Origin of the sequence: Arthrobacter bussei (genome assembly GCF_009377195.2) — a bacterium.
Taxonomy (GTDB): Bacteria; Actinomycetota; Actinomycetes; order Actinomycetales; family Micrococcaceae; genus Arthrobacter_D; species Arthrobacter_D bussei.
The window spans coordinates 1,035,190-1,059,938 of the sequence record NZ_VJXX01000001.1 but is presented as its reverse complement, the minus strand read 5'-3'; the positions used below and the strand labels follow the sequence as shown (position 1 = coordinate 1,059,938).

The window sequence follows — 24,749 nt, the reverse complement described above, 5'->3', positions numbered from 1 at the left end:
GGCAATTCTCCCATCGGGTCGGGCGCAGCGACGGGTCGGAGGGGGTTTATCCTCTGATGACGAACACGTCCGCCAGGTGTTGCCAGCCGAGGAACTCGTACAGGGCGCGGCCGTCGGCGGATGCCATGAGGAGCCCGGTCGTGACATCGTCCTCGAGGACACCGGCGGTCAGGGCCCGCATCACGTAGCTGCCGAGTCCGCGGCGCCGGAAGTCCTCCTCGGTGACGATGCGGTCGTACACCGCGTAGTCATCGACCACCGAGACCGACCCTCGTGCGGCGACGGCGTCGCCGGCCCGTACGGTCACGCGCCGGCAGGCGCCCTCGCTGTCCCGTTCGAGCGTGAATTCGTCACCCGGCGGCCGCGGGTCCTCGACGTCCTGTCCGTGCATGTCCGCGCTCATCAGCGACTGCTGCCGATCGGTCACCCGCAGCCCGGCGGATTCCGCCTCGTCGATCAACTCCCGCATCCGGTTCGTGACCACCGTGAGGATGCGCCGCGGGTCATCCTTCGTCTCGGCCGCAAGCTCCCTGAAGCGTTCAGCGGTGGGTTCGAAGAGGAAGTGCTCCGTCTGGTCCTGCTGGTCGGTCAGGAGCACGGAGGTGCTGCGCGCGTCCCGGTGCGCCTCGTACCCGCGGCACGCGGACCATCCGGTGATCCAGGTCTGGAGGAGTTCTTCGTCTGCATGTACGCCCATGTGCTGAACCATAGTTCTCGGCGGCGGCTAATCACAGGGACGGCCGCGAGGGTGACCGTTTTGAGACGCAAAGTAGGCTTTAAGTCGTGTCGATGAACCGTGTTGCCCTGTATTACGCCTTTGCGCCGCTCCCCGATCCCGACGCCATCAGACTCTGGCAGCGCGCTCTCTGCGAGAAGTGGGGGCTGCGCGGCCGGATCCTGATCTCGAAGGACGGCATCAACGGCACCGTCGGTGGGGACATCGCCGCGGTCAAACAGTACGTGAAGACCACCCGCGAGTATCCCGCGTTTAAGGGCATGGACATCAAGTGGTCCGACGGCGGCGCAGCGGACTTCCCCCGCCTCAGCGTGAAGGTCAGGGACGAGATCGTCTCCTTCGGGGCGCCGGGCGAGCTCCGCGTGGACCGCGACGGGGTGGTGGGCGGCGGCACGCACCTCGCACCCGAGGAGCTCCACGCCCTGGTCGACGCCAAGAAGGCGGCGGGGGAGGAGGTCGTCTTCTTCGACGGGCGCAACGCCCTCGAGGCGCAGATCGGGAGGTTCAGGAACGCGATCGTCCCCGACGTGCGGACGACCCACGACTTCGTCCGCGAGCTCGACTCCGGCAAGTACGACGACCTCAAGGACAAGCCGGTGGTCACCTATTGCACGGGCGGTATCCGCTGCGAGGTCCTGTCCAGCCTCATGGTCAACCGCGGCTTCCGGGAGGTGTACCAGCTCGACGGCGGGATCGTCCGCTACGGCGAGAAGTACCGCGACGGGGGACTCTGGGAGGGTTCGCTGTACGTGTTCGACAAGCGCATGCACCTCGAATTCAGCGACGACGCCGTCACTCTCGGCAGGTGTGTGCGGTGTACGGCGCCCACCAGCACCTTTCAGAACTGCTCCAATCAGGAGTGCCGGAACCTCACCCTGTACTGCGCCGGCTGCGCCGCCGACCCCGTCACCCTGCGCTGCCCCCAGGGCTGCGAGGCCGACGAGTCCGAAGCGACCGCAGCGGGTGCCGCCTGATGCGCGGACGTGACGACGCGGTCAGGTCGAGCGACGCCGACGCAGGCGCCGACGGAGACGGCGGCGTGGCGGCCGCGGCTCGGGCCGGCAGCACGTGGCCGGAGTTCGACGCTGATGTCTCCACCGCGCCGTCGAGCCGGGACCCCGCACTGCTCGTCGCATTCGCCGCCGACCTCGAGGCGCTCGACTACACGGTCGACGGCGTCGGCGCTCTCCTGGGCCCGGCCGCCTACGCGGCCCTCGCCCGGGGACAGCTGGCTCCGGCACTTCTGGAGGCCAGGAGGCTGCTCGGGAAGTCGGCGCCCGAAACCACCATCGGGCCGTCACCGCAGCGCGTCGACGGCGGCGGGCCCCCGCGGTCCGCGCCGGAGAGAGCCGTCCCCGTGCTCCTGTGGCTCCTCGGGGAAGCCCTGGACGGCACCGCGATCGATGCAGCCTTCCCCCGGACAGGACGAGCGGGACTCCTCCGGCTCCGTTTGGTCGAGGAGGGAGAGCCGGTCGAGGAGGGCAGGTTGGCCGAGGACGGCAGGTCCGCCGGCGCCGGCGGTTCCGCCGTGACGTGGGCGGACCCTGCAGCCCCCACGGGGACGACGCCCGGACCCGGCGTGGGCATCCGGGCCTCCGTAGAACTGCGCCCCTACGGCTCCGACGTGGGCGGGGACCTGTGGGTCGCGAGCGACCTCGGCTCCGAGCAGCGTCCCGGGCCCCTCCGCCACGACCACGTCCTGGGAATCGGCGGTGCGTCGCTGACCCTGGCGCAGACCGTGATGCGGACGCCGGTGGACCGCGCTCTCGATCTCGGGACGGGCTGCGGCATCCAGGCCTTCCATCTGCTGTCCCATGCCCGGCACGTCACCGCCACGGACATCTCGGAGCGGGCGCTCGCGTTCGCCCGCTTCAACCTGATGCTGAACGGGCCCGCGCTCGGGGTCGATCCGGAGCAGCCCGGGGACCGGATCACCCTGAGGCTCGGGAGCCTCCTCGACCCCGTTGCCGGCGAGCGCTTCGACCTGGTTGTCTCGAATCCGCCCTTCGTCATCACGCCGCGCACCGGTCCGCAGGAGGAGTCCTACACCTACCGCGACGGCGGACTGGCAGGGGACGCCATCGTGGAGACGCTGATCCGCGAGATCCCCGGGGTGCTCGCGCCGGGCGGCGCCGCCCAGCTGCTCGGCAACTGGGAGATCACGGAGGGCACCCCGTGGGACCGGCGGATCCGCTCCTTCGTCCCGGCGGGCGTCGATGCCTGGGTGATCCAGCGCGAGCAGCTCACGCCGGTACAGTACGCCGAGACCTGGCTGCGCGACGCGGCGGAGAACCGGGACCGCGCGGCGTACCTCGACAGCTTCTCCGCGTACCTCGCGGACTTCTCCTCACGGGACGTCGAAGCCGTCGGATTCGGCTCCGTCTGGCTCAGACGCCCTGCCGGGGAGGACGCGCTCGTCCGGGTCGTGCTCGAGGAGATCACGCACGAGATCGAGCAACCCATCGGCCCGCACCTGGCTGCCGCCGTCGAACGCGCGGACTGGCTCTCCGCGCGGACCGAGCAGTCGGCGTCGGGCCTCGGCATCGCGGACGAGTTCCTCCTCGTGGCCGATGACGTCACCGAGGAACGGCACCAGCGCCCGGGCGCCGAGCACCCCGGCGTCATCCTGCTGCGTCAGGGCGCGGGTCTCCGGCGGACCTCGCTCCTCAGCACGGAACTCGCGGGCTTCGCCTCGGCGTGCGACGGCGACCTCACGGCAGGGCAGATCGCCGGGGCTCTCGCGATGCTCCTCGAGCGGCCGGAGCCCGCGTTCAGCAGCGGGCTGCTGGTCGATGTCGAGCAGCTGATCCGCGAGGGGTTCCTGATTCCGGGGGCCTGAAACCAGCCGTTACCCTTGTGCAGGTACGCATGACGCATACTGTGTGGTGAGGCCCAGCAGGGGGTTCCGGACCGTGAACCCGCGAACCTGCCGAGGTATCGCACCCGTATATATAGGAGAGAAGTGCCGACCAAGGCCACGGACAAGAAGCACGGCAAGAAGCTCGTCATCGTCGAGTCCCCGAGCAAGATCAAGAGCATCTCGGGGTATCTCGGTGAGGGTTTCCAGGTCGCGGCCTCCATGGGGCACATCCGTGATCTCCCCCAGCCGTCGGACCTGCCGGCGGAACTCAAGAAGTCCTCGGTGGGCAAGTTCGCGGTCGATCTCGACAAGGATTTCGAGCCGTACTACGTCGTCTCCCCGGAGAAGCGGAAGACCGTCGCCGAGCTGAAAGCGGCCCTGAAGGACGCCGACGAGCTCTATCTCGCCACCGACGCCGACCGCGAGGGCGAGGCCATCGCGTGGCACCTGCTGCAGGTCCTGAAGCCGAAGGTCCCCGTGTACCGCCTGACCTTCGGCGAGATCACCAAGGAAGCCGTCACCCGCGCGCTTGGTGAACTGCGCGAGGTTGACATCCCGATGGTGGACGCCCAGGAGACCCGGCGCATCCTCGACCGGCTCTACGGCTACGAGATCTCGCCCGTCCTGTGGCGCAAGGTGGCCCGTGGGCTCTCGGCGGGACGCGTCCAGTCCGTCGCCACGCGCCTCGTCGTCGAGCGCGAACGGGAGCGCATGGCGTTCCGCGCCGCGTCCTACTGGGACCTGACCGGCACGTTCACGCCCGAGGACTCCTCGAAGGGCAGCGCGTTCCCCGCGAAGCTGGTAGCCGTCGACGGCAGCCGGATCGCCTCCGGCAAGGACTTCACCGACCGTGGCGAGCTCAAGTCGTCGGCCGTGGCGCGCCTGGACGAGGACTCCGCGCGGTCGCTGGTCGCCGGCCTCGAGTCGGCCGCGTTCGCGATCCGCTCGGTGGAGACCAAGCCCTACACGCGGCGTCCCGCCGCCCCGTTCACGACGTCGACCCTGCAGCAGGAAGCCGCGCGCAAGCTGCGCTTCAGCTCGAAGGTGACCATGCAGGTGGCGCAGCGCCTGTACGAGAACGGCTACATCACGTACATGCGTACGGATTCGTCCTCGCTCTCGGACCAGGCCATCAATGCGGCGCGCCGGCAGGCGTCGGAGCTGTACGGACCCGAGTACGTGCCCGAGGCGCGGCGCGTCTACAAGGGCAAGGCCAAGAACGCTCAGGAGGCGCACGAGGCCATCCGCCCCGCGGGTGACTCCTTCCGCACGCCCGCCCAGGTGGCGCAGTCCCTGCGCGGCGACGAGTTCCGCCTCTACGAGCTGATCTGGAAGCGCACCGTCGCCTCGCAGATGGCCGATGCCAAGGGGTCGACGGCGTCGCTACGCCTCGGCGCGACGAGCGCGGACGGCAGGGACGCCGAGTTCGCGGCGTCCGGCACCGTCATCACCTTCCGCGGCTTCATGGCCGCCTACGAGGAGGGACGCGACGCCGACCGCGCCGAGGACGGCGCCGACGACGACGCGCAGGGGACCCGCCTGCCGAACGTCGCCACGGGTGACGCACTCGGGGCGAAGGCCATCGAAGCTGTGGGCCACGAGACGTCCCCGCCCCCGCGCTACACCGAGGCCTCCCTCGTGAAGGTCCTCGACGAGCGCGGCATCGGCCGTCCGTCCACCTACGCGGCGACCATGTCCACCATCATGGACCGCGGCTACGTCCGGACACGCGGCCAGGCGCTGGTACCGAGCTGGATCGCGTTCTCCGTGGTGCGCCTGCTCGAGGAGCACTTCAACGACTACGTGGACTACGACTTCACGGCGGAGCTCGAGGAGGACCTCGACCGCATCTCGCGCGGCGAGGCCGGCCGCGTCGAGTGGCTGAACCGCTTCTACTACGGCGATCGCAAGGAGACGGGACTCCACACGATCGTCAACGACCTCGGCGAGATCGACGCACGGCGCATCAACTCGGTGGAGATCGCGGACGGCATCACGCTGCGCGTCGGCAAGTTCGGCCCCTACCTCGAGAAGCCGCTCCCCGCGGACGCGCCCGAGGGGACGGAGCCGCAGCGTGCCAACGTGCCCGAGGATCTCGCTCCGGACGAGCTGACGGCGGAGAAGGCCATCGAGCTGATGGAGGCTCCGACGTCGCAGGAGCGCGAGCTCGGGAAGGATCCGGAGACGGGGCGCACCATCGTGGCCCGCGACGGGCGCTACGGGCCCTACGTGATCGAGCTGATCCCGGAGGTGACGGCCGAGGAACTCGCGAGCCAGCCCGTGGAGTACTACAAGAACGGCAAGCCGAAGCCGCCCAAGAAGCCGGCGAAGGTCAAGCCGCGCACGGGATCGCTGTTCAAGTCCATGTCCGTGGACACCGTGACGCTCGAGGACGCCCTCAAGCTCATGAACCTGCCGCGCGTGCTCGGCACGGACGAGGAGGGCAAGGAGCTCACCGTGCAGAACGGCCGCTTCGGGCCGTACCTGAAGAAGGGCAGCGATTCCCGGTCGATCGGCTCGGAGGAGGAGATCTTCACGATCACCCTCGAGCAGGCTCTGGAGATCTACAAGCAGCCCAAGCAGCGTGGCGGCCGCACGGTCACCCCGCCGCTCGCGGAGTTCGGGGATGACCCGGTGAGCGAGAAGCCGATCGTCGTGAAGGACGGGCGCTTCGGTCCCTACGTGACCGACGGCGTCACGAACATCACCGTGCCCGGATCGATGGCGATCGAGGAGCTCACGCGCGAGCAGGCGATCGACATGCTCGCCGAGAAGCGCGCCAAGGGTCCGGCGCCGAAGAAGACGACCCGGCGGGCACCCGCCAAGCGCAAGGTCGCGGCGGGCAAGTAGCCGCGGCACTGCGGACACGGACAATGGTGGGGGCTGAGCTGGGAGCGCGGGAACAATGCGGCTAGGTGTGCTGGACATAGGGTCGAACACGGTCCATCTTCTTCTCGTGGACGCCCACCCGGGCGGCAGGCCCGTCCCGTTCGCGTCCCACAAGAAGCCCCTGCAGCTCGTCGCCTACCTCGACGAGCGCGGGTGCATCTCCCGTGAGGGCCAGGACGAGCTCGTGGGGTTCGTGCAGGAGGCACGCGCCTTCGCGGACCGGCACGACGCCGAGGACTTCCTCGCCTTCTGCACCTCTGCCATCCGGGAGGCCGGCAACGGCAGCGAGGTGCTGGCGCGGGTCCGTGCGGAGACCGGCGTCGACCTCCAGGAACTCTCCGGTGACCAGGAGGCTGCGGTCACCTTCCAGGCCGTGCGCCGCTGGTACGGCTGGGGTGCCGAGTCGATCCTCAACCTGGACATCGGTGGAGGGTCCTTCGAACTGGCGATGGGCACCGACGAGCTGCCCGAGATCGCGCTGTCCGTCCCCCTGGGTGCGGGCAGGCTGACCCGGGACTGGCTGCAGGGTGATCCTCCGTCGGCCAAGAGCGTCAAGGAACTGCGCCGATACATCAGGTCAACCCTCCGCGAGGCCGTGCCGCAGTTCGCCCACCTCGGCCGGCCGCACCTGGTCGCGGGGACCTCGAAGACCTTCCGGTCCCTCGCGCGGATCGCCGGTGCCGCGCCGTCGGCTGCTGGTCCTTTCGTCCGCCGCGAACTGCGCCGGGAGGACCTCACTCTCTGGACCAAACGGCTCGCCGCCATGAGTGCGAAGGACCGGACCAACCTCGACGGAGTCTCGGAGCTCCGCGCGCCCCAGGTGCTCGCCGGCGCGCTCGTCGCCGAGTGCGCCCTGGAACTGTTCGAGGTGCCCTCCATGGACATCTGCCCCTGGGCGCTGCGCGAAGGGCTGCTCCTGCGACGGTTCGACGCCAAGATGTTCGAGGCCGAGGAGCCGCTGCCCGGTGCGGGCGTGGGCCACGCCCAGCTCGATTCGACGCGGCGCGGCCCGCTGTCCAGCGGAGCCTGACATGGCCTTCTCGCCAGAGGCACTTCCCGCCATCCCCGTGGCGCTCTCCAGCGCCTCGGTCTACCCTCTCGCAGTGCACGATGCCTTCGCCCTGGCGCAGGATCTCGGGTACGACGGTGTCGAGGTCATGGTCACCAACAACTCGGTGAGCCAGGACCCGGACCAGCTCAATGTCCTCAGCGAGCGGTACGAGATGCCCATCCTGGCGATCCACGCGCCGACGCTCCTGCTCACGCAGCAGGTGTGGGGCAAGGCATGGACGAAGATCGAGCTCTCCGCAGCCATGGCCGCGGAGGTGGGTGCGAAGACCGTGGTCACGCATCCGCCGTTCCGCTGGCAGACGGGGTACGCCGAGGAGTTCCCCCAGGGCATCCGGCGGGTGGCGGCGGAATACGGCGTCGAGATCGCGGTCGAGAACATGTATCCCTGGAAGGTCCGTGGCCGCGAGGCGAAGGCCTACCTGCCGCACTGGAATCCCGTACCGGAGCCCTACGACCGGATCACCTGGGACTTCTCCCATGCCGCGATCGCCGGGATGGACTCCTACGAGGAGATCCGCGGGCTGGGGGACCGGCTCGCGCACGTGCACCTGACGGACGGGACACCGAACGGCAAGGACGAGCACCTGCTGCCGGGCCAGGGCCAGCAGCGGTGCGCCGAAGCGCTGGAACATCTTGCCGCCGATGCCTGGAACGGTGTGGTGGCTGTCGAGGTCAGTACGCGACGCGCCCGAGGTGCGGGCGAACGCGAGGAATGGCTCGCCGAGACCCTCCGCTTCGCGCGCGAGCATCTCGTCAGCTGACGCTGCGCGACCACCTCGCCGACCGATCGCGTACGTCCGTCCGTGGGGAGGACGCGGGGAAGGTGGCGACGATGCGACCGGGCACGGCGGCTTAAAGAGGATGGCGCCGGTGGACTGTCCAGATGTTGGGGGGATCATCTGTTGCCACCGACGCCGGACCGGATCAGGAATTCCGGTCCTCATCACTCGCACCCTTATGAGGTACCAGTAACTCTAGGACGCGTCCTTGTGCTGCAACGGCAAGGACGCTGGGAGTAGGCTGTGAGCCCCTCGTGGCAGGATGACTGCATGACTGCCGACACCTCACCGCGCATCGCCTTCCTCGGCTGCGGATCCATGAACGAGTCCATCCTGGCCGGCCTCCTGGCTGCCGGCACCGACCCCGCAGGCGTCACCGCCACGGTCCGCCGGTCGGCGCGGGCGGAGGAACTCCGTGCACGGCACGGCGTCACTGTCCTCGCCACGGGTGACGACGACGGCGCCAACGCCGCCGCGGCGCGCGGAGCCGACGTCGTCATCCTGGGGGTGAAGCCCGTGGGAATCGTCCCGCTCGCCCGCGAGATCGCTGCGGCGCTGAAGCCGACCGCCGTCGTCGTCAGTGTCGCGGCCGCGGTCTCGCTCGCCATGATCGAGGCCGCTCTGTCCGAGGGCCAGGCCGTGGTCCGCTCGATGCCGAACACGCCGTCGAGGCTGGGCAGGGGCGTGCTCTCGATCTCTGCGGGCTCGGCGTCGACGCCGGAGCACATGGGCAGGGTGCGGGAGCTCCTGGCCGCTGCCGGCACGGTGGTGGAGATCCCCGAGTCCCAGGTGGACGCCCTCTCGGCCGTCAGCGGTTCCGGCCCGGCCTACGCCTTCTACCTCGCCGAGGCCATGGCGGCGGCGGGAGTCGAGCTCGGACTCGACGCGGACCTGTCGGCGCTGATCGCCCGGGAGACCGTGGCCGGGGCAGGGTTCATGCTGGCGGAGGAGGACGCCGATGCCACAGCACTGCGGCGCGGCGTCACGAGTCCCAACGGCACCACGCAGAGCGCCATCGAGACGTTCGAGGCGATGGGGCTGCCGTCGATCATCGCGAGCGGGGCGCGGGCGGCGACGGCACGCGCCGCCGAGATCACGCGCGAACTGGCTGCTCCGGCGTCGTCCTGACCGGATGCAGGGACCAGACTGCCAGCAGGGCCACCGGCACCACGACGCCGAGGCCGGAGAAGATCGCCAGCGGCAGCGGCCCCTGACCGGACACGGTGCCCGTGAGGGTCAGGGTGACGGTGATGGAGGAGAACATCATCACCGGTAGGAGCACCGCGAGCAGGATCCACGTCACGACGCGCGTCACTCCCGCCCGCGATCGCGCGAACACGAGACCCACCGGGAACAGCAGGGCGATCCACACCCAGTGGTGGAACCAGGAGATGGGTGAGATCGCCAGCATCACGACGGCGTTCGCGGTGATCGCGCGCAGGAGGTCGCCGTCGTCGTCGGCACGCCTGATGGCGCGGTAGCCGGCCACGATCACGGCGAGCGACGCAAGGAGCCAGAGCGGGCGCTGGAGGCCGTCGGGAAGGCCGGACTGCATGACGATCGAGTTGAGCGACACGTTGTAGAGGTCCGCGGTGTCGCCCACGCGGGAGGCGTCGAAGAGCGCGCCCAGCCAGAAGATCGCCGAGTCGCGGGGTGCCACCAGCCAGGCGACCGCGACCGTGGAGCCGAAGGAGGCGGTGAGCCAGGCGAGCGAGCGCCAGTCGCGGCGGGCCAGGAACACCAGGCCGAAGGCGAGCGGCGTCAGCTTGATCCCCGCGGCGATGCCGATCAGGACCCCCGGGGGAAGCCGCGTGGAGCGCAGCAGGTCGGCGAGGACCAGCACCATCAGGAGTGCGTTGACCTGCCCGAAGCCGAGGCCCTCCCGCCACGGTCCGCTGATGCCGATCAGGAGTACCACCGCCGGCAGGGCCAGGGGCGGCCGGCTCCAGGACACACCGGCGGAGCGCAGGTACCGTACGACGACGACCGACACCCCCACGAGGCAGATGCAGGAGAGCCCGGTGACGAGTGCCAGGGCGCAGGCCTCGGGGACGAGTGCCACGGGGATGAGGAGGAGCGCCGCGAAGGGCGGGTAGGTGAAGGGCAGCCCGCGGGTGTCCGTCCGGACCAGCACGTCGTCGTACAGCTCCTTGTCGCCCGCGCGGCCCAGCAGGGCGAGCGCACCCTCCCGGTACACCGTGAGGTCCAGGCCATGGATCTGCGCGGCGAGGACGACGACGGCGAGCACCAGGGCGCAGGCGGCAGCATTGAGTGCGGCCACCCTGCCGGACGCCGTCGGTGGCGCCGGGGTCTGGAGTGCCGGCACCCTACGGCCGGCCGGCGAAGCGCTCGAGCAGGTCCACGTGCCCCGAGACGATCAGCATGTCCCGGCCCGAGACCTTCGTGTCCGGGCGGGCGTAGGTGAAGTCCTCGCCCGGCGATTTCACGCCGACCACGGTGACGCCGTACTTGGAGCGCACCGCCGATTCCGCAAGCGTGAAGCCCTGGGTCTCCTTCGGCGGGTACATCTTCACGATCGCGAAGCCGTCGTCGAACTCGATGAAGTCCAGCATCCGTCCGCCCACGAGGTGCGCTGCGCGCTGCCCGGCGTCGGCCTCGGGGTAGATGACATGGTTCGCGCCGATGCGCTTCAGGATCTTGCCGTGCGAGGGGGTGATCGCCTTGACCCACAGGTGGTCGATCCCGAGGTCCACGAGGTTCGCGGCGATGAGCACGCTCGACTCGATCGACGTGCCCACCCCGACGACGGCCGCGGAGAACTCCTGGGCGCCGAGCTGGCGCAGCGAATCGATGTTCGTGGCATCCGCCTCCACGACGTGCGTGAGGATGCTCGCGAACTTCTGCACGAGTTGCGGATCCCGCTCGATGGCGAGGACCTCGCGCCCCTGGCGGACCAGTTGCTCGGCGGTCGCCGCACCGAACCGGCCGAGGCCGATCACGAGGACGGGGGCGTTGTGGGCGGGTCTCTCAGCCAATGATCGGCCTCTCGTCGGGGTATCGGTAGAGCGTGCTGCGCTGCCTCAGCGCCAGGGCTGAGGCGAGCGTGATGGTTCCCATGCGCCCGGCGAACATCAGGGCGGACAGGACGTACTTGCCGGCGGGTGGGAGTTCGGCACTGAGGTTCGTACTGAGGCCGCAGGTCGCGAACGCTGAGATGACCTCGAACACCACCTTGTCCAGGGGCTCGTCCGTCATGCTGAGGATCAGCGCACTGCCGATCAGCACCAGGGTGGCGCCCATGAAGATCACGGAGATGGCCACCCTCATGGCGCCCGAGGGGATGGTGCGGCCCCAGGCCCTCACATCGCTGTCCCCGCGGGCCTCCGCGACGATGGCGAGGAACATGACGGCGATGGTGGTCACCTTGATCCCGCCCGCGGTCGAGGCCGAGCCGCCGCCGGCGAACATGAGGGCATCGGTGAGCAGCATCGTGGTGGACGTCATGTCGTTCTGGTCCACGAGGTTGAAGCCACCGGACCGCGTCATCACCGAGGCGAACAGGGCGTGGATCGTCTTGTCGGCGACGCTCAGGTTCGAGATGGTGCGTTCGTTCTCCCACTCGAGGAAGCCCCAGGCGAAGGTGCCCGCGACGAGCAGGATCAGGGAGACGGAGACGGTCAGCTTCGCGTGCAGCGTCCACTTGCGGAAACGGTGCCGCACCTGGACGAGCACCATCACCACGGGGAAGCCGAGACTGCCGAGGAACACGCCGACCATCAGGGGCGTGAGGATCCAGAGGTCGGTCTCGTACGGCACCAGCCCGTCACTGTGCGGGGTGAAGCCGGCGTTGTTGAAGGCGGAGATGGAGTAGAAGACGCCGTGCCACACCGCCTGCCACCATGGCTCGCCGAGGATCACGAACCGGGGGATCAGCACGATGGCCAGGACGATCTCGATCACCACGGAGGTGGTGATGACGATCCGCAGCAGCGTGCCGATCTCGCCGAGCCGGCTGGCGTTGTTGAGTGCCTCCTGGGCCAGGAGCTTCCCACGCACCCCGAGCCGCTTGCTCACGATCAGCGCGAGGAGCGACGCGAGGGTCAGGGTGCCGAGGCCGCCGATGAAGATGCCGAGGAGGATCACCAGCTGCCCGAAGAAGGACCAGTGGGTGGCGGTCGAGACGACGGTGAGGCCGGTGACGCAGACGGCGGATACCGCGGTGAAGAACGCGTCGTGCAGCGCCGTGACCTCTCCGGTGGCCGAGGACATCGGCAGGCTCAGCAGCGCGGTGAACACGAGGATGACCGCCGTGAAGATGAAGAGCGCCAGCCGGGCGGGGGAGCTGTTCGCGAAGGAGTCGACGAAGTCGCGGACCGAGGCCAGCAGCCTGACGTACCCGCGTCGATCGTCCTTCAGCCACCGTGGCTGTTGACTTACCATTGACGTCCGCTCTGCCCCGTGTGCCGGTCCTTCCGCCGAAGCGGCTGCCCCTGATTCTCCCCTGCAGTAGTAAAGCATCTCACTCCGCCCCGTCGTGGGAAGATCAGGCATCGCGTACCCTTGCAGGGATGTCTACGCACACCGGTCCGGCGGTACCCCTGCAGGTCGCCTGGGACGAGGCCATGCTGGCCTACGATTTCGGCCTGCAGCACCCCATGAACCCGGAGCGGCTGCACCTGACGGCCCGGCTCCTGGGTGATTCCGGACTGCTCGACCTCGACGGCGTCCGGGTGGTCGCCCCGTCCGTCGCCTCCGACGAGGACCTCGCGACGGTCCACAGCGAGGACTACATCCGTGCCGTCCGCGACCTGAGCTGGAATCCGGACCGATCTGACGCCGCGCACGGCATCGGCACCGAGGACAACCCCGCGTTCAGCGGCATGCACGAGGCCAGCGCGCGGCTCGCCGGCGGGTCCCTGGATGCCGCCGACGCCCTCATGAGCGGCCGCGCCGTCCGGGCCGTCAACTTCGGTGGCGGGATGCACCACGCGGCGCGGTCCCGGGCCAGCGGCTTCTGCATCTACAACGACGCCGCCGCCTCCATCCAGCGACTGCTCGACCGCGGAGCGCAGCGCGTCCTCTACGTCGACGTCGACGCCCACCACGGGGACGGCACCGAGAGCATCTTCTGGGACGATCCCCGGGTCCTGACGATCTCCCTCCACGAGACCGGGATGAGCCTGTTCCCGGGTACGGGATTCGCGAACGAGATCGGCGGGCCGGGCGCGGAGGGGTCCGCGGTGAACGTGGCACTGCCGACGACGGCCGGAGACGCCGCTCTCCTGCGGGCCTTCCACGCAGTGGTCCCACAGCTTGCCGGAGCCTTCGCTCCGGACGTGGTCGTCAGCCAGCACGGCTGCGATTCCCACCGCGAGGATCCCCTGACGAACCTGAGGGTCAGCATCGATGCCCAGCACATCCTCATGCTGGCAGTCAGGGACCTGGCGGACCGGCTCTGCGGAGGCCGCTGGATCGCGACCGGCGGGGGCGGGTACGCGCTCGCCAGCGTGGTCCCGCGGTCGTGGACGCTCCTCGTCGCCGTCGCTGCGGGGGCTCCGATGGGCCCGGCGACACCCGTCCCTGCGGCGTGGCGGGACTACGTGCTCGAACGGCACGGCGTCGATGCGCCACCCCTCATGGGTGACGGCGCCGACACCTGGTGGCGCTCCTGGGAGATCGGCTACGACCCCGACGACGAGCTGGACCGGACCGTCATGGCGACGCGCAAGGCCGTCTTCCCCCTCCACGGGCTGGACCCCTGGTTCGACTGACCATCGCGCGGCAGGATGCCGTCCGGCGTATATATCGCTAGGGTGGGCGGATGGGTATCGATGATGTTTTCGCTGTCATCGCCGAGAGCACGCGCAGACAGATCCTCGAGCATCTGCGCGACGGCGACAAAGCGGTGGGGGAGCTCGTGGTCGAGCTGCACGTGAGCCAGCCGACCGTATCGAAGCATCTCAAGGTCCTCCGGGAGGCGGGACTGGTCTCCATGCGGGCCCAGGGGCAGAAGCGGTTCTACTCGCTCGACACCGCCCCACTGGGCCTCGTGAGGGAGTGGCTCGACGGCGTGGAGCCACGACCGCTCGCCGAGGCGGAGGCGGAGGCGCCGACGGTGGAGGATCTCGTCGAAGCGCTCGGCACGCAGCCGGGGCAGGGCCGGGCCGGGGAGGGTCAGGCACAGGACGCCGTCCTGGCCGCCGCGGTCCTCGCCGGACCGGACCCGCTCGCCGAGGCGGACGGTTCGAGGGCGCAGCTCGGCCGGACCATGGGACGCGCGGCGGAGCGGGCCGCGGATCTCCTGTCGCAGCTCCGCCGGCGTCGCGATCCGTCCTCGTAGCGTCGGGCGATCGCGCCGCGCTTCGAGGCTGAAGAAGGGCAGGAGAACGGCGGGAGAACGGCTGGTCGGAGCCGGCGGGCACGGGCTCCGGGGCGCCCTTTCACTTTGGCCACATCAGCCACTACAGTGATCCCCTAGGCGGATAATCCTTATGCTTCAAGGCGACACGCCGATCAGTCGCTCAGGGGTGTCTTTCTCGATGCCGGTCTCAGGGTGAGTTACGGACCTCCATGCAAAGGAATAGTGGTGAGATGGCAGACGGGATTAACTTCTCGGATGTGCAGTTCTTGACGGTCGCGGAGGTCGCCGACCTCATGCGGGTGTCGAAGATGACCGTGTACCGGCTCGTGCACGCCGGGGACCTGCCCGCCGTGCAATTCGGTCGTTCATACCGTGTTCCGGAGTCGGCCGTCGAGGAATTCCTCCAGCGGGCCCAGGTGGAGGGTCAGTCCGAGAGCGCCTGAGCCACCGTTGCCCGGCCGGGCCGTCCTGACCCTCCACCAAACGGATGTACCCTGTTAAGGAGCGTTTTCGGCGGCCACAGGTCCGTCCGAGTCAGTGCATCATCCGGGCGATTGCCACCAGGTACACGCCTTTCGTCAACCCCGGTACCGACTCCTGGCACGTCGCCGGAGGGCGGGACCGGCACCACAACAGTCTGTGAGGACTCTATGGGTTCAGTAATCAAGAAGCGCCGCAAGCGTATGGCCAAGAAGAAGCACCGCAAGCTGCTGCGCAAGACGCGCCACCAGCGCCGCAACAAGAAGTAGACAGCCCGGCCCAGCGCCGAGGTCTGCCGAACGGCCCGGAATCCCACCCTCGTGGGGTGCCGGGCCGTCGTCGTTCCCGGGGACGGCCGGGATCGATCACCGGCCACCGGAGGTCCGAGATCGGCGGCAGGAGATCGGGGTCGCTCGTCGGCCACCGGAGATTGGAGATCGGTCACGGTCCGGGGTCGCTCGTCGGCCACCGCTCACCCGCCGCCGGATGCAGAGCGGTGTCGCGACCGCGGGGTCGGCGACCTGAGCCGCTCGGCGTCAGCGGCTCCGGAAGCGGGAGAAGCCCCGCCAGAGGCCGTAGACCGATCCCGCGACCGTCGCCGCCCGCAGCCCGAGCGTCGCGGCGCGCCGTCCGCTCCGGAAGTCGTAGACGGGCCAGTTGTTCGCGCGGGCGTGGCGGCGCAGCCTGCCATCCGGGTTGATGGCCACGGGATGGCCGACGGCGGTCAGCAGCGGGATGTCGTTGTAGGAGTCGCTGTACCCCCAGCAGCGCGAGAGATCGAGGTTCTCCCGTTCCGCGAGGTCGAGGACGGCGACGGCTTTCGCGGGTCCGTGGAGGAACTCGCCCACCAGCTTCCCTGTGTAGAGACCGTCGGCCACTTCGCCGACGGTCCCGAGGGCGCCCGTCAGGCCCAGCCTGCTCGAGATGACCGCGGCCACCTCGACCGGCGTCCCCGTGACGAGCCAGACCTGGCGGTTCGCGGACAGGTGGTGTTCGGTGAGGGCGCGTGCGCCGGGCCAGATCTTGGAGGCGATCATCTCGTCGTACACCTCTTCGCCGAGGGCGAGGATGTCCTCGTGGGCGATGCCGATGGCGAAGGCGAGGGCGGCGTCCCGCACCGAGTTGACGTCCGTCATGGTCTCGCCCCGCATGATGAAACGGAGTTGCTTCCACGCGAGGCCGGCGGCGAAGCGCAGGGTGAACGCCTTGCGCTGGTACATCTTCCGGCCGACGTGGAAGAGGCTCGCACCGCGCATCAGGGTATTGTCCACGTCGAAGAAGGCGGCCTCGCCCTGGACGGTCGCCGGAGGCCCTGGCATGGGCTGCGTGCCCCGAGCGGCGTCCGGCATGCTCCGAGTGTAGTTCGTCGTCCCGCTGCCCCCGACGTCACCCGGCAGTACGGTGGAGTGATGGAAGCATCGGCGGAGATCCCCGCGACCGGCACCGTCCTCCTGACCCGTCCGGCGTGCCATCTCTGCGAGGACGCCCGGCTCGTCGTGGCCCGCGTCGTGCAGGAGCTGGGGCTCGAGTGGCAGGAGGTCTCCGTCACCGAGGCTCCCGCGGCAGGAGCCCGCTTCGCGGAGGAACTGCCGGTGCTGTTCATCGACGGGGTGCAGCGCGATTTCTGGTCCATCGACGAGGCGAGGCTGCGGAGGCTGCTCTCCGGCGGTTGAGGTGACGACGAACGGTGCCCGCCGAGCTCCTCCGGACCTCCGCCGAGCCACGGCCGGGCTGTCCGGGGGTGTCGGGCGACGGTGGGCTTGGTGGCCCTGCGCGCTCGGCATAAAGTGGTGATACTTCCGCCCCCGCCGTCGAGGGTCCAGGATCCGCCGTCCTCCGCCGGGGTGCGGCGGCGCTAGCAACGGAGCCGCACACTGTGACACCACCGGACATGCCAGGCCTCCACCCCGTGGGCGATCCGGTGCGCCATATCCCTCCCGCCTCGGTGGCGCGCCTCACCATCTACCTGAGGGCGCTCAACACGCTGCTCGGCGAGGGGATCGAGCGTGTCTCCTCGGAGGAGCTGGCGGACGCCGCGGGGGTCAACTCGCCGATGCTCCGCAAGGACCTGTCCTACCTCGGCTCCTACGGCACGCGCGGCGTCGGCTACGACGTGCAGTACCTCAACCGGCAGATCTCCATCGCCCTCGGGCTGACGCTCGACTGGCGGGTGGCCATCATCGGCGCCGGTAATCTCGGCCGGGCGCTGGCCGGCTATTCGGGCTTCGTCTCGCGCGGCTTCGAGATCGTGGCGCTGTTCGACGCCGACCAGCTCGTCGTCGGAGCGGAGGTCGGATATCTCCGGGTCAGTGCCGTGGACGACCTCGAGACGGTCCTGGAGCGGACCCGTACCAACATGGCCGTGCTCTCCGTGCCCGGGTCCGTCGCCCAGGAACTGTGCGACCGGCTGGTGGCGGCCGGCATCTCCAGCATCCTGAGCTTCGCCCCGGTGGTGCTGCAGGTCCCGTCGCACGTGCAGCTGCGCAAGGTCGACATGTCCACCGAGCTGCAGATCCTCGCCTACCACGCGCAGAGGGCGCAGGAGCCGGACCTCGGTCCGATCTCCCGCGCCCAGTAGTCGCAGGTCGGGGCGGTCAGTACCCGAGTCGCTGCGGCGCGAAGTAGGGCCGCGCGGGCTTCAGGTAGGTCATGACGACGCCGGCCACGCCGAGCAGCATGACGAGGAGGCCGAGCGCCGTCGAGATCACGGGCGTCTCGGGGACGACGGTCCCGCTGGCCTCCGCGGCCTGGTTGATGATCGGCAGGAGCAGGAGCGACCCGACCGTGGACACCACGTTCAGCGCGGCCAGGACGGTCGCGGTGATGCGTGCCCAGTTCTGTCCCCGGCGGATGAACAGCGCCAGGACCACGTAGACGGCCGCGAACACCACGGCGAAGACCAGCCTGATCCCGACCCCGAACGAGCCGCCGGCCATCTCGGGCATGTCGATCAGCAGCGCCGAGGTGATCGAGGAGACGAGGTAGGCGACTCCGGCGGCCAGGATCAGGTAGTACGCCCGCATGACCTCTTTGGGGGCCGGGCCCTTCCCGGGCGCGTCCGAGCCGTCCGCGATGTTCCCGGAGGTCGGGTAGGCGTAGCTCGAGGGTTGGGCGGGCTGGTAGCCGTAGGGCCCTGAGCTGTCCTGCTGCCCGTACTGTTGCCCGTACTGTTGCCCGGCTTGGCGGCCGTCCTGGCTCGCGCCTCCGGGCGGGTTCCAGCCCTGCGCGTTGTTCCCCGGGCCCTGGTCATTGTGTGGCGTACTCATCGCGGCGTCCTCCGTGTGCAGTGCGTGGCTGTCCTGGATCCGCAGGATCGGCGCCGGTGCCCCCATGGACGTCCCCGCCGCCGGTGCGGTCTTCCGCCAGCCTAGTAGGTCCCCCGCGAGGGTGACAGGCCGACGGCGTCCGACGCGGGCGCGGACGTGCGGGCCGGTCACGGGGGCTCGCCACGTCCGCCGGGTCCACCGCGGGAAGCCTGTGGGACGCCGACGGCCGGCGTCGTCGGGGGACGACGCCGGCCGTCGGGCGGTGCGGCGGCGGGGAGGAGAGTCGGGTCAGACCGTCGCGGCGACGGGAGCGACGAACTCCGCTTCGATGCTGATGGTCACCTTGTCACCGACGAGGACGCCGCCGGCTTCGAGCGCGGCGTTCCAGGTCAGGCCGAAGTCCTTGCGGGAGATGGTCGTGGACGCCGAGACGCCGGCGCGGGTGGTGCCGAAGGGATCGACGGCGACGCCGTTGAAGTCGGCCTCCAGGACCACGGACTTGGTGATGCCGCGGATGGTGAGGTCACCGGTGATGGTGTAGCTCTCGCCCGAGCCGGCGTGCGACGTCGAGACGAAGGTCATCTCCGGGAACTGCTCGACGTCGAAGAAGTCGGCACTCTTGACGTGGCCGTCGCGGTTCTCGTCGCCCGAGCTGAAGGAGGCGGTCTTGATGGTGACGGTGATGGCGGAGTCCTCGAGGGAGGAGCCGACGGCGAGGGAGGCGTCGACATCCTTGAAGGAGCCTCGGACCTTGCTGATGCCGGCGTGGCGGACACTGAAGCCGACCTCGCTGTGCGCGGGGTCGAAGGACCAGGTGCCGGAGGTGAGGCCTGTGGGAACGGTCATGATGATCTCCTGGAGAAGAGGGATGGCGAATGCTTACGAGATGGAAAAGCATGCGTTTGCATGTTTTATTCCACACATCGCTCAAGTCTTCAACCAACTGATCACGAGAGCGCCCTGCGCCTCCTCGTCGGCGATTGGCCGTGACGCGGTGGCATGCGGGAAACTGGGGGCATGCAGAGATCAACCGTCCACCTGGTGCGCCATGGTGAGGTCCACAATCCGGAGGGCGTCCTCTACGGCAGGCTCCCCGAGTTCCACCTCTCCGAGCTCGGGCGGCGCATGGCGTCCCAGATGGCCGGTCACTTCGCGCAGCGACGGGACGACGGCGCGAACATCGTCCTGCTGGTGGCCTCTCCCCTGACCCGTGCGCAGGAGACGGCGCAGCCCGTCGCCGAGGCCCTCGATCTCGAGATCTCCACGGACGAGCGCATCATCGAGGCGGACAACCGCTTCGAGGGGATGTCGAGGATCAAGAGCCGCCTCCGCCAGCCCCGGTACTGGCCGCTGCTCGTCAACCCGTTCCGTCCGTCTTGGGGCGAGCCGTACAGCGAGCAGGCGGAGCGGGTCATGAGGGGCGTGCAGGACGCACGGCGCCGCGCCGTCGAGCTGGGCGGTGCGTCCGAGGCCCCGGCCGAGGCCATCCTGGTGAGCCACCAGCTGCCCATCTGGGTCACGCGACTCGCGGCCGAGCGCCGCCGTCTCTGGCACGATCCGCGCCAGCGCGAGTGCACGCTGACCTCGGTGACCTCGATCGACTTCGAGGGTGACGTCATCCGGCGGGTCCGGTACGCCGAGCCCTGCGCGGACCTCCTGCCCGGTGCCGCGAATGTCCCCGGGGCGTAATAGAATTACTACACGTCGTAGAAATCAACGGAAGAAGCCGTGACCACACTCGTCCGCTCCACCAGGCGTCACCTGCTGCTCAGGCTGGGCATGGCGCTGGCCTTCACCGTGCCGGTCTCCCTCGTGGTGACCTCGTGCGCCGCGGACGATCCCCTGGCCCAGCAGGCCGATGCGGGAGACGGCAAGAACTACATCGCCGGTGACGGCTCCGTCACGGAGTACGACCCGACGGTCCGGGGCGAGCCCGTCGCCATCGACGGCACCCTCTTCGACGGGACGGCGGTCTCCAGTTCCGACTGGGCCGGCCAGGTCGCCGTCCTCAACTTCTGGTACGCCTCGTGCGCGCCCTGTCGCGAGGAGGCACCCGACCTCGTCTCGCTGCACGACGAGTACGCGCCGCAGGGCGCGGTCTTCCACGGGGTGAACATCCGCGATGAGCAGGCGACCGCCGAGGCCTTCGAGCGCAGTTTCGACATCCCGTACGAGAGCTTCGACGACAAGGACGGCGGCGTCCTGCTGGACATGACGCAGTACGTCCCCCCGCAGGCCGTGCCGACCACCCTCGTGCTCGACAAGGAGGGGCGCGTGTCCGCACGCATCCTCGGCCTCGCGGACCGCAGCACGTTGAAGGCGCTGATCACCGATGCGCTCGCGGAGTAGCGCCGTGCGCGCACCGCGCCGATGATCACCTCGATGGTCCTGCCCGAGGCGGGTCACCTCTCCACCTCCGTTCCCCTCGTCGCGGGGAACGCGTTCGCCGATGCCGTGCTCAGCGGGTCCATGCTCCTCGCGCTGCCGGTCGCCCTGCTGGCCGGGCTCGTCTCCTTCGCCTCACCCTGTGTCCTTCCGCTCGTCCCCGGCTACCTCGGCTACGTCACGGGTCTCACCGGGGTGGACCTCGAGAAGCAGCGGCGCGGCCGGATGTTCGCCGGGATCGGACTGTTCGTGCTCGGGTTCTCCGTCGTGTTCATGGCCTACGGGGCGCTCTTCGGCCAGCTCGGGGCCTTCCTGCGCGTCTCCCAGGGCTGGCTCATCCAGGTGTTCGGCGTCGTCGTAATCCTCCTGGGCGTCGTCTTCATGGGCGGGTTGTCCTGGTTCCAGCGCGAGAGCCGCGTGCACGCGAAGGTGCCCGCCGGCCTGCTGGGAGCCCCGCTGCTCGGCGTGACGTTCGGGCTCGGGTGGGCGCCGTGCATCGGCCCCACGCTCGGAGCGGTCCAGCTCCTGGCCATCTCGGGCAATGACGCGACGGCGCTCAAGGGTGCCCTGCTGACCTTCGTCTACTGCCTCGGACTCGGGCTCCCGTTCCTCCTGATCGCACTCGGCGTCCGGCGCGGCATGGGGGCACTCGCGTTCTTCCGCAGGCACCGCCTGCTGCTGCAGCGCACCGGAGGCGGCATGCTCGTGCTCGTCGGCGTGCTGATGGTGACGGGTCTGTGGAACATCTGGATCACCCGGCTGCAGGACCTGGTGATCGGGAATGTGGTGCTGCCGATATGACGACCCCACGCGCCGGTAACAGCCACGAGGACGAAGCACGGACGGGAAGGGCACTGTGAAGCAGGACATCTCGCAGGACATCTCCGAGGACACGAGGGGCACGGCCGGCGGCGGCCAATCCGACGTCGTCCTGCCCTCCCTCGGCTTCCTCGGCACCCTGCGGTGGGCCTGGACGCAGCTGACCAGCATGCGCACCGCGCTGTTCCTCCTCCTGTTCCTCGCCGTCGCGGCGGTGCCCGGTTCGCTCTTCCCGCAGCGCCCTGCGAATCCCGCGGTCGTCACGCAGTACATCCAGAACAATCCGGACACGGGCCCGGTGCTGGACTGGTTCCAGCTCTTCGACGTCTACTCGTCCGTCTGGTTCTCCGCGATCTACCTCCTGCTCTTCATCTCGCTCATCGGCTGCGTGGTCCCCCGGGCACGGGCGCACTTCAGGGCTGTGCGCTCCACGCCCCCGAGGACGCCCAAACGGCTCTCGCGACTGCCCGTCTACGGCACGCTCGAGGTCCCCGCCCCTCGGGCACGCGCGGCCGGGCTCACGCCGTCGGCCGCTGCCGAGGAGGCCGCAGCCCTGCTGAAGAAGCGCGGATACCGGGTGGACGTGCGCGACGCCGGCACGGACCGTCCCTCGGTGGGTGCGGAGCGCGGACTCGCGAAGGAGTTCGGCAACCTCGTCTTCCACACCTCGCTCATCGGCGTGCTCGTCTCCGTGGCGGTCGGAGGGCTGTTCGGCTACAACGGCCAGAAGGTGATCGTCGAGGGCGACAGCTTCGTCAACACCCTGATCGGGTACGACAGCTTCAACCCCGGATCGAACTTCTCCGACGACCGGCTCGATCCCTTCTCGATCCGCCTCGACTCCTTCGACGTACGCTTCGACCGCGAGCAGACCAGCCACTACGGCCAGCCCCTGGACTTCACGGCGAACATCACCACGCAGGAGGGGCCGGGCGCCGACGAGGAGCCACAGGTCCTCAAGGTCAATGCGCCGGTGACCATCGGCGGCACCAACGTCTATCTGGTCGGCAACGGGTATGCGCCGGTCGTGACGGTGCGCGACGGCGAGGGCAACATCGCCTCCGAGGGGCCCGTCGTCTCGGTACCGTCCGACGGTCTCTACACCTCGCTGATCGTCATCAAGGCGCCCGACGCGAAGCCGGACCAGCTCGGCTTCGTCGGATTCTTCCTCCCCACCGCCTTCGTCGACGAGCAGGGCGTCTCCTTCTCGAGGGATCCTGATCCCTTCAACCCGCAGCTGAACCTCAACTCCTACTACGGGGACCTGGGGCTCGACGACGGCACGCCCGAGAACGTCTACGTCCTCGACACGGAGAACCTGACCGAGCTCAACAGCCGCACCAACGACGACGGCGGGATCGTGCTCGGGGTCGGCCAGACCTACGACCTGCCCGAGGGCAAGGGCTCGGTCACCTTCGACGGACTGAAGCGCTACGTGGCGCTGGACATCCACCACGACCCGGGGGAGGTCGGAGCACTCGTCTTCTCGACGCTCGCGCTTCTGGGCCTGACGGCGTCCCTGTTCATCGGCCGGCGCAGGCTCTGGGTCCGAACGGGCGAGCATCCCGACGGGCGCATCATGCTCGAGTACGGTCTGCTCGCCCGCGGCGAGGACCACCGACTGCCTGCCGAGGGCGAGGCCGTCGAGAAGCTGCTGGCCGACCGCTGGCTGGCACCCGAGGGTGCCGCGGAGGAAGATACATTGCAGGAGGCCGGGACATCGGCAGCCGGCACGGGGAATTCGCACCACACGACGAAGGACAACTGATGCCACAACCAGTCAACGCCGAGCTCGGGCAGATCAGCGAGCTCCTCATGCTGCTGGCCTCCATCGCCTATGTGGTGGCCCTGATCTTCTTCGTGCTGGACCTCGTCCGGTCCAGCACGACCATCGGCACGATCGAGTCGCGGCTCGCGAGCCAGCAGGGTGCGCCCGAGCGTGCACTCGCCGGCGTCGGGGCACGGGGCGGGGCGTCGGCAGCGGGGTCCACCCCGGCGGCCCGCTCGACCGCGGACGACTCCATGGACTACGGCGCCGGCCCCCGGCGCGGGACGGCGCGGATCGCCGTGTCGCTGACGATCCTCGCGGCCGTGATCCACGGCGCTGCCGTCGTGAGCCGTGGTGTCGCCGCGAACCGCGTGCCCTGGGGCAACATGTACGAGTTCTGCACCACGGGTGCCTTCCTCGTCGCGGCCATCTTCCTCATCACCCTCACCCGCAAGGACCTCCGCTTCGTGGGCTCCTTCGTGGTGGGCCTCGTCGTGATCATGCTGTGCGCCGCCACGGTCGGCTTCCCCACGCCCGTCGCCCGCCTGATCCCGGCCCTGCAGAGCTACTGGCTGATCGTGCACGTGTCCATCGCCGTCGCGTCCTCGGCCCTGTTCACCATCACCTTCGCGATGTCCGTCCTGCAGCTTCTGCAGACCAGCCGGGAGGCGAAGCTCCTCGCGGGCAAGGTCGACACCGCGAAGTTCCTCCGCCTGGTGCCCTCGGCCCTCAGCCTCGAGAACCTGTCCTACCGCCTGAACGCGATCGCGTTCGTCGGCTGGACCTTCACCCTCATGGCCGGCGCCATCTGGGCGGAGCAGGCCTGGGGCCGCTACTGGGGCTGGGACACCAAGGAGGTCTGGACCTTCGTGATCTGGACCGTCTACGCCGGCTACCTGCACGCTCGCGCCACCAGGGGCTGGACGGGTACGCGCGCCGCCTGGCTCTCGATCGTCGGGTACCTCTGCATCGTCTTCAACTTCACGATCGTGAACATCTACTTCTCGGGCCTGCACAGCTACTCCGGCGTCTAGGAGCAGCGGGCCCCACGACGAAGCCCCGCGGTCACGACCGCGGGGCTTCTCCGTGTCCCGTTGTATTGCGTGCCTGGCACTCGGGGAGCTGCAGGTGCTGATCTGCCCGCCGGAGGGCTCCGCACGTGGGGAGGGTTCGAACCATCGCACGTCATCCCCGTGAAGGGTGTGAGGGACCCGGCGCGGAGGTCCTGATGGAGGGTGGGAGGCATGTAGCGCACGATCGGCCGCTTGGGTAGCCACTACTGACACCGGACGTCCCTGGAAGGGCCGGACGCGGCGCTGAGAATCCTTCGAACGGACCGCGACGGGCGATGAACGCCCTCGGGACGTCCGATAT

At 69.3% G+C, this 24,749-nt stretch carries 24 protein-coding genes; 17 read left to right on the top strand and 7 right to left on the bottom strand.

All coding sequences use genetic code 11. The features are described 5' to 3' along the window. Positions 1-46: 46 nt before the first annotated feature. The gene (locus FNH21_RS05010) at positions 47-697 is read right to left on the bottom strand and encodes a GNAT family N-acetyltransferase (RefSeq protein ID WP_191931628.1); all 651 of its coding nucleotides are present in this window, start codon (positions 695-697) and stop codon (positions 47-49) included. A 92-nt stretch (positions 698-789) separates the two neighbouring features. On the opposite strand from FNH21_RS05010, the gene trhO reads away from it, so the two are divergent. The 6 genes from trhO (at position 790) to proC (ending at position 9,463) form a co-directional block, all read left to right on the top strand. Beyond that, positions 790-1,710, top strand: coding sequence for an oxygen-dependent tRNA uridine(34) hydroxylase TrhO (gene trhO / locus FNH21_RS05005; RefSeq protein WP_152812732.1), 921 nt, complete (start codon positions 790-792; stop codon positions 1,708-1,710). Next, positions 1,710-3,575 carry a DUF7059 domain-containing protein gene (locus FNH21_RS05000; protein WP_152812729.1) on the top strand — a complete coding sequence of 622 codons (1,866 nt, stop codon included), beginning with the start codon at positions 1,710-1,712 and terminating at the stop codon, positions 3,573-3,575. Before trhO ends, FNH21_RS05000 begins: the two co-directional genes overlap by 1 nt. A 123-nt stretch (positions 3,576-3,698) precedes the next feature. Continuing rightward, complete coding sequence (gene topA, locus FNH21_RS04995) at positions 3,699-6,446, top strand: type I DNA topoisomerase (protein WP_191931626.1); 2,748 nt, start codon at positions 3,699-3,701, stop codon at positions 6,444-6,446. 55 nt (positions 6,447-6,501) lie between these two features. Then, a complete protein-coding gene (locus FNH21_RS04990; protein WP_152812726.1) occupies positions 6,502-7,515 on the top strand; it encodes a Ppx/GppA phosphatase family protein in 1,014 nt (337 codons plus the stop codon). A gap of 1 nt (position 7,516) precedes the next feature. After that, positions 7,517-8,317, top strand: a complete 801-nt coding sequence (locus FNH21_RS04985) for a sugar phosphate isomerase/epimerase family protein (protein WP_152812724.1) — start codon at positions 7,517-7,519, stop codon at positions 8,315-8,317. 288 nt (positions 8,318-8,605) lie between these two features. After that, positions 8,606-9,463: a pyrroline-5-carboxylate reductase gene (gene proC / locus FNH21_RS04980; RefSeq protein ID WP_152812722.1), complete on the top strand. Its 858-nt coding sequence runs from the start codon at positions 8,606-8,608 to the stop codon at positions 9,461-9,463. Here proC and FNH21_RS04975 read toward each other — a convergent pair. Genes FNH21_RS04975 through FNH21_RS04965 form a run of 3 tightly spaced genes read right to left on the bottom strand, consistent with a single transcriptional unit; the run spans position 9,429 to position 12,736 of the window. Beyond that, positions 9,429-10,616, bottom strand: a complete 1,188-nt coding sequence (locus tag FNH21_RS04975; protein ID WP_206687026.1) for a glycosyltransferase 87 family protein — start codon at positions 10,614-10,616, stop codon at positions 9,429-9,431. The genes proC and FNH21_RS04975 overlap by 35 nt on opposite strands. 46 nt (positions 10,617-10,662) lie before the next feature. Next, positions 10,663-11,331 carry a potassium channel family protein gene (locus tag FNH21_RS04970; protein ID WP_055767514.1) on the bottom strand — a complete coding sequence of 223 codons (669 nt, stop codon included), beginning with the start codon at positions 11,329-11,331 and terminating at the stop codon, positions 10,663-10,665. Beyond that, positions 11,324-12,736, bottom strand: coding sequence for a TrkH family potassium uptake protein (locus FNH21_RS04965; RefSeq protein ID WP_152812719.1), 1,413 nt, complete (start codon positions 12,734-12,736; stop codon positions 11,324-11,326). The genes FNH21_RS04970 and FNH21_RS04965 overlap by 8 nt, the downstream gene beginning before the upstream one ends. Positions 12,737-12,864: 128 nt before the next feature. On the opposite strand from FNH21_RS04965, the gene FNH21_RS04960 reads away from it, so the two are divergent. The 4 genes from FNH21_RS04960 (at position 12,865) to FNH21_RS04945 (ending at position 15,406) form a co-directional block, all read left to right on the top strand. Next, positions 12,865-14,067 (top strand): acetoin utilization protein AcuC, encoded by a 1,203-nt coding sequence (locus FNH21_RS04960; RefSeq protein ID WP_241742730.1) that lies wholly within the window; start codon positions 12,865-12,867, stop codon positions 14,065-14,067. 50 nt (positions 14,068-14,117) lie between these two features. Next, entirely contained in the window at positions 14,118-14,636 is a 519-nt protein-coding gene (locus tag FNH21_RS04955) for an ArsR/SmtB family transcription factor (RefSeq protein ID WP_152812717.1), read from the top strand. 251 nt (positions 14,637-14,887) lie between these two features. Further along, entirely contained in the window at positions 14,888-15,100 is a 213-nt protein-coding gene (locus tag FNH21_RS04950) for a helix-turn-helix domain-containing protein (RefSeq protein WP_152812715.1), read from the top strand. 207 nt (positions 15,101-15,307) lie between these two features. After that, positions 15,308-15,406, top strand: coding sequence for a 30S ribosomal protein bS22 (locus tag FNH21_RS04945; RefSeq protein ID WP_003792170.1), 99 nt, complete (start codon positions 15,308-15,310; stop codon positions 15,404-15,406). 267 nt (positions 15,407-15,673) lie between these two features. On the opposite strand, the gene FNH21_RS04940 is transcribed toward FNH21_RS04945, so the two are convergent. Beyond that, positions 15,674-16,486, bottom strand: a complete 813-nt coding sequence (locus FNH21_RS04940; RefSeq protein ID WP_152812713.1) for an HAD family hydrolase — start codon at positions 16,484-16,486, stop codon at positions 15,674-15,676. Positions 16,487-16,546: 60 nt separating this feature from the next. Between FNH21_RS04940 and FNH21_RS04935 the strand changes: the two genes are divergently transcribed. Then, positions 16,547-16,810: a glutaredoxin family protein gene (locus tag FNH21_RS04935; RefSeq protein WP_152812711.1), complete on the top strand. Its 264-nt coding sequence runs from the start codon at positions 16,547-16,549 to the stop codon at positions 16,808-16,810. Between the two features lie 218 nt (positions 16,811-17,028). Further along, positions 17,029-17,715, top strand: a complete 687-nt coding sequence (locus FNH21_RS04930; protein WP_152812709.1) for a redox-sensing transcriptional repressor Rex — start codon at positions 17,029-17,031, stop codon at positions 17,713-17,715. 16 nt (positions 17,716-17,731) lie between these two features. Here FNH21_RS04930 and FNH21_RS04925 read toward each other — a convergent pair whose 3' ends face one another. Both FNH21_RS04925 and FNH21_RS04920 read right to left on the bottom strand, forming a co-directional pair. Then, positions 17,732-18,403: a hypothetical protein gene (locus tag FNH21_RS04925; protein ID WP_152812707.1), complete on the bottom strand. Its 672-nt coding sequence runs from the start codon at positions 18,401-18,403 to the stop codon at positions 17,732-17,734. A gap of 288 nt (positions 18,404-18,691) precedes the next feature. After that, positions 18,692-19,249, bottom strand: a complete 558-nt coding sequence (locus tag FNH21_RS04920) for a YceI family protein (protein WP_152812704.1) — start codon at positions 19,247-19,249, stop codon at positions 18,692-18,694. Between the two features lie 171 nt (positions 19,250-19,420). Between FNH21_RS04920 and FNH21_RS04915 the strand changes: the two genes are divergently transcribed. The 5 genes from FNH21_RS04915 (at position 19,421) to ccsB (ending at position 24,409) form a co-directional block, all read left to right on the top strand. Beyond that, positions 19,421-20,092 carry a histidine phosphatase family protein gene (locus FNH21_RS04915; RefSeq protein ID WP_152812702.1) on the top strand — a complete coding sequence of 224 codons (672 nt, stop codon included), beginning with the start codon at positions 19,421-19,423 and terminating at the stop codon, positions 20,090-20,092. Positions 20,093-20,182: 90 nt separating this feature from the next. Continuing rightward, positions 20,183-20,752 carry a TlpA family protein disulfide reductase gene (locus FNH21_RS04910; protein ID WP_152814048.1) on the top strand — a complete coding sequence of 190 codons (570 nt, stop codon included), beginning with the start codon at positions 20,183-20,185 and terminating at the stop codon, positions 20,750-20,752. A gap of 33 nt (positions 20,753-20,785) precedes the next feature. Further along, complete coding sequence (locus FNH21_RS04905; protein ID WP_152814046.1) at positions 20,786-21,589, top strand: cytochrome c biogenesis CcdA family protein; 804 nt, start codon at positions 20,786-20,788, stop codon at positions 21,587-21,589. 55 nt (positions 21,590-21,644) lie between these two features. After that, positions 21,645-23,375, top strand: a complete 1,731-nt coding sequence (gene resB, locus FNH21_RS04900) for a cytochrome c biogenesis protein ResB (protein WP_422108745.1) — start codon at positions 21,645-21,647, stop codon at positions 23,373-23,375. Next, a complete protein-coding gene (gene ccsB, locus FNH21_RS04895) occupies positions 23,375-24,409 on the top strand; it encodes a c-type cytochrome biogenesis protein CcsB (protein ID WP_152812700.1) in 1,035 nt (344 codons plus the stop codon). Before resB ends, ccsB begins: the two co-directional genes overlap by 1 nt. The last annotated feature ends 340 nt before the right edge of the window (positions 24,410-24,749 follow it).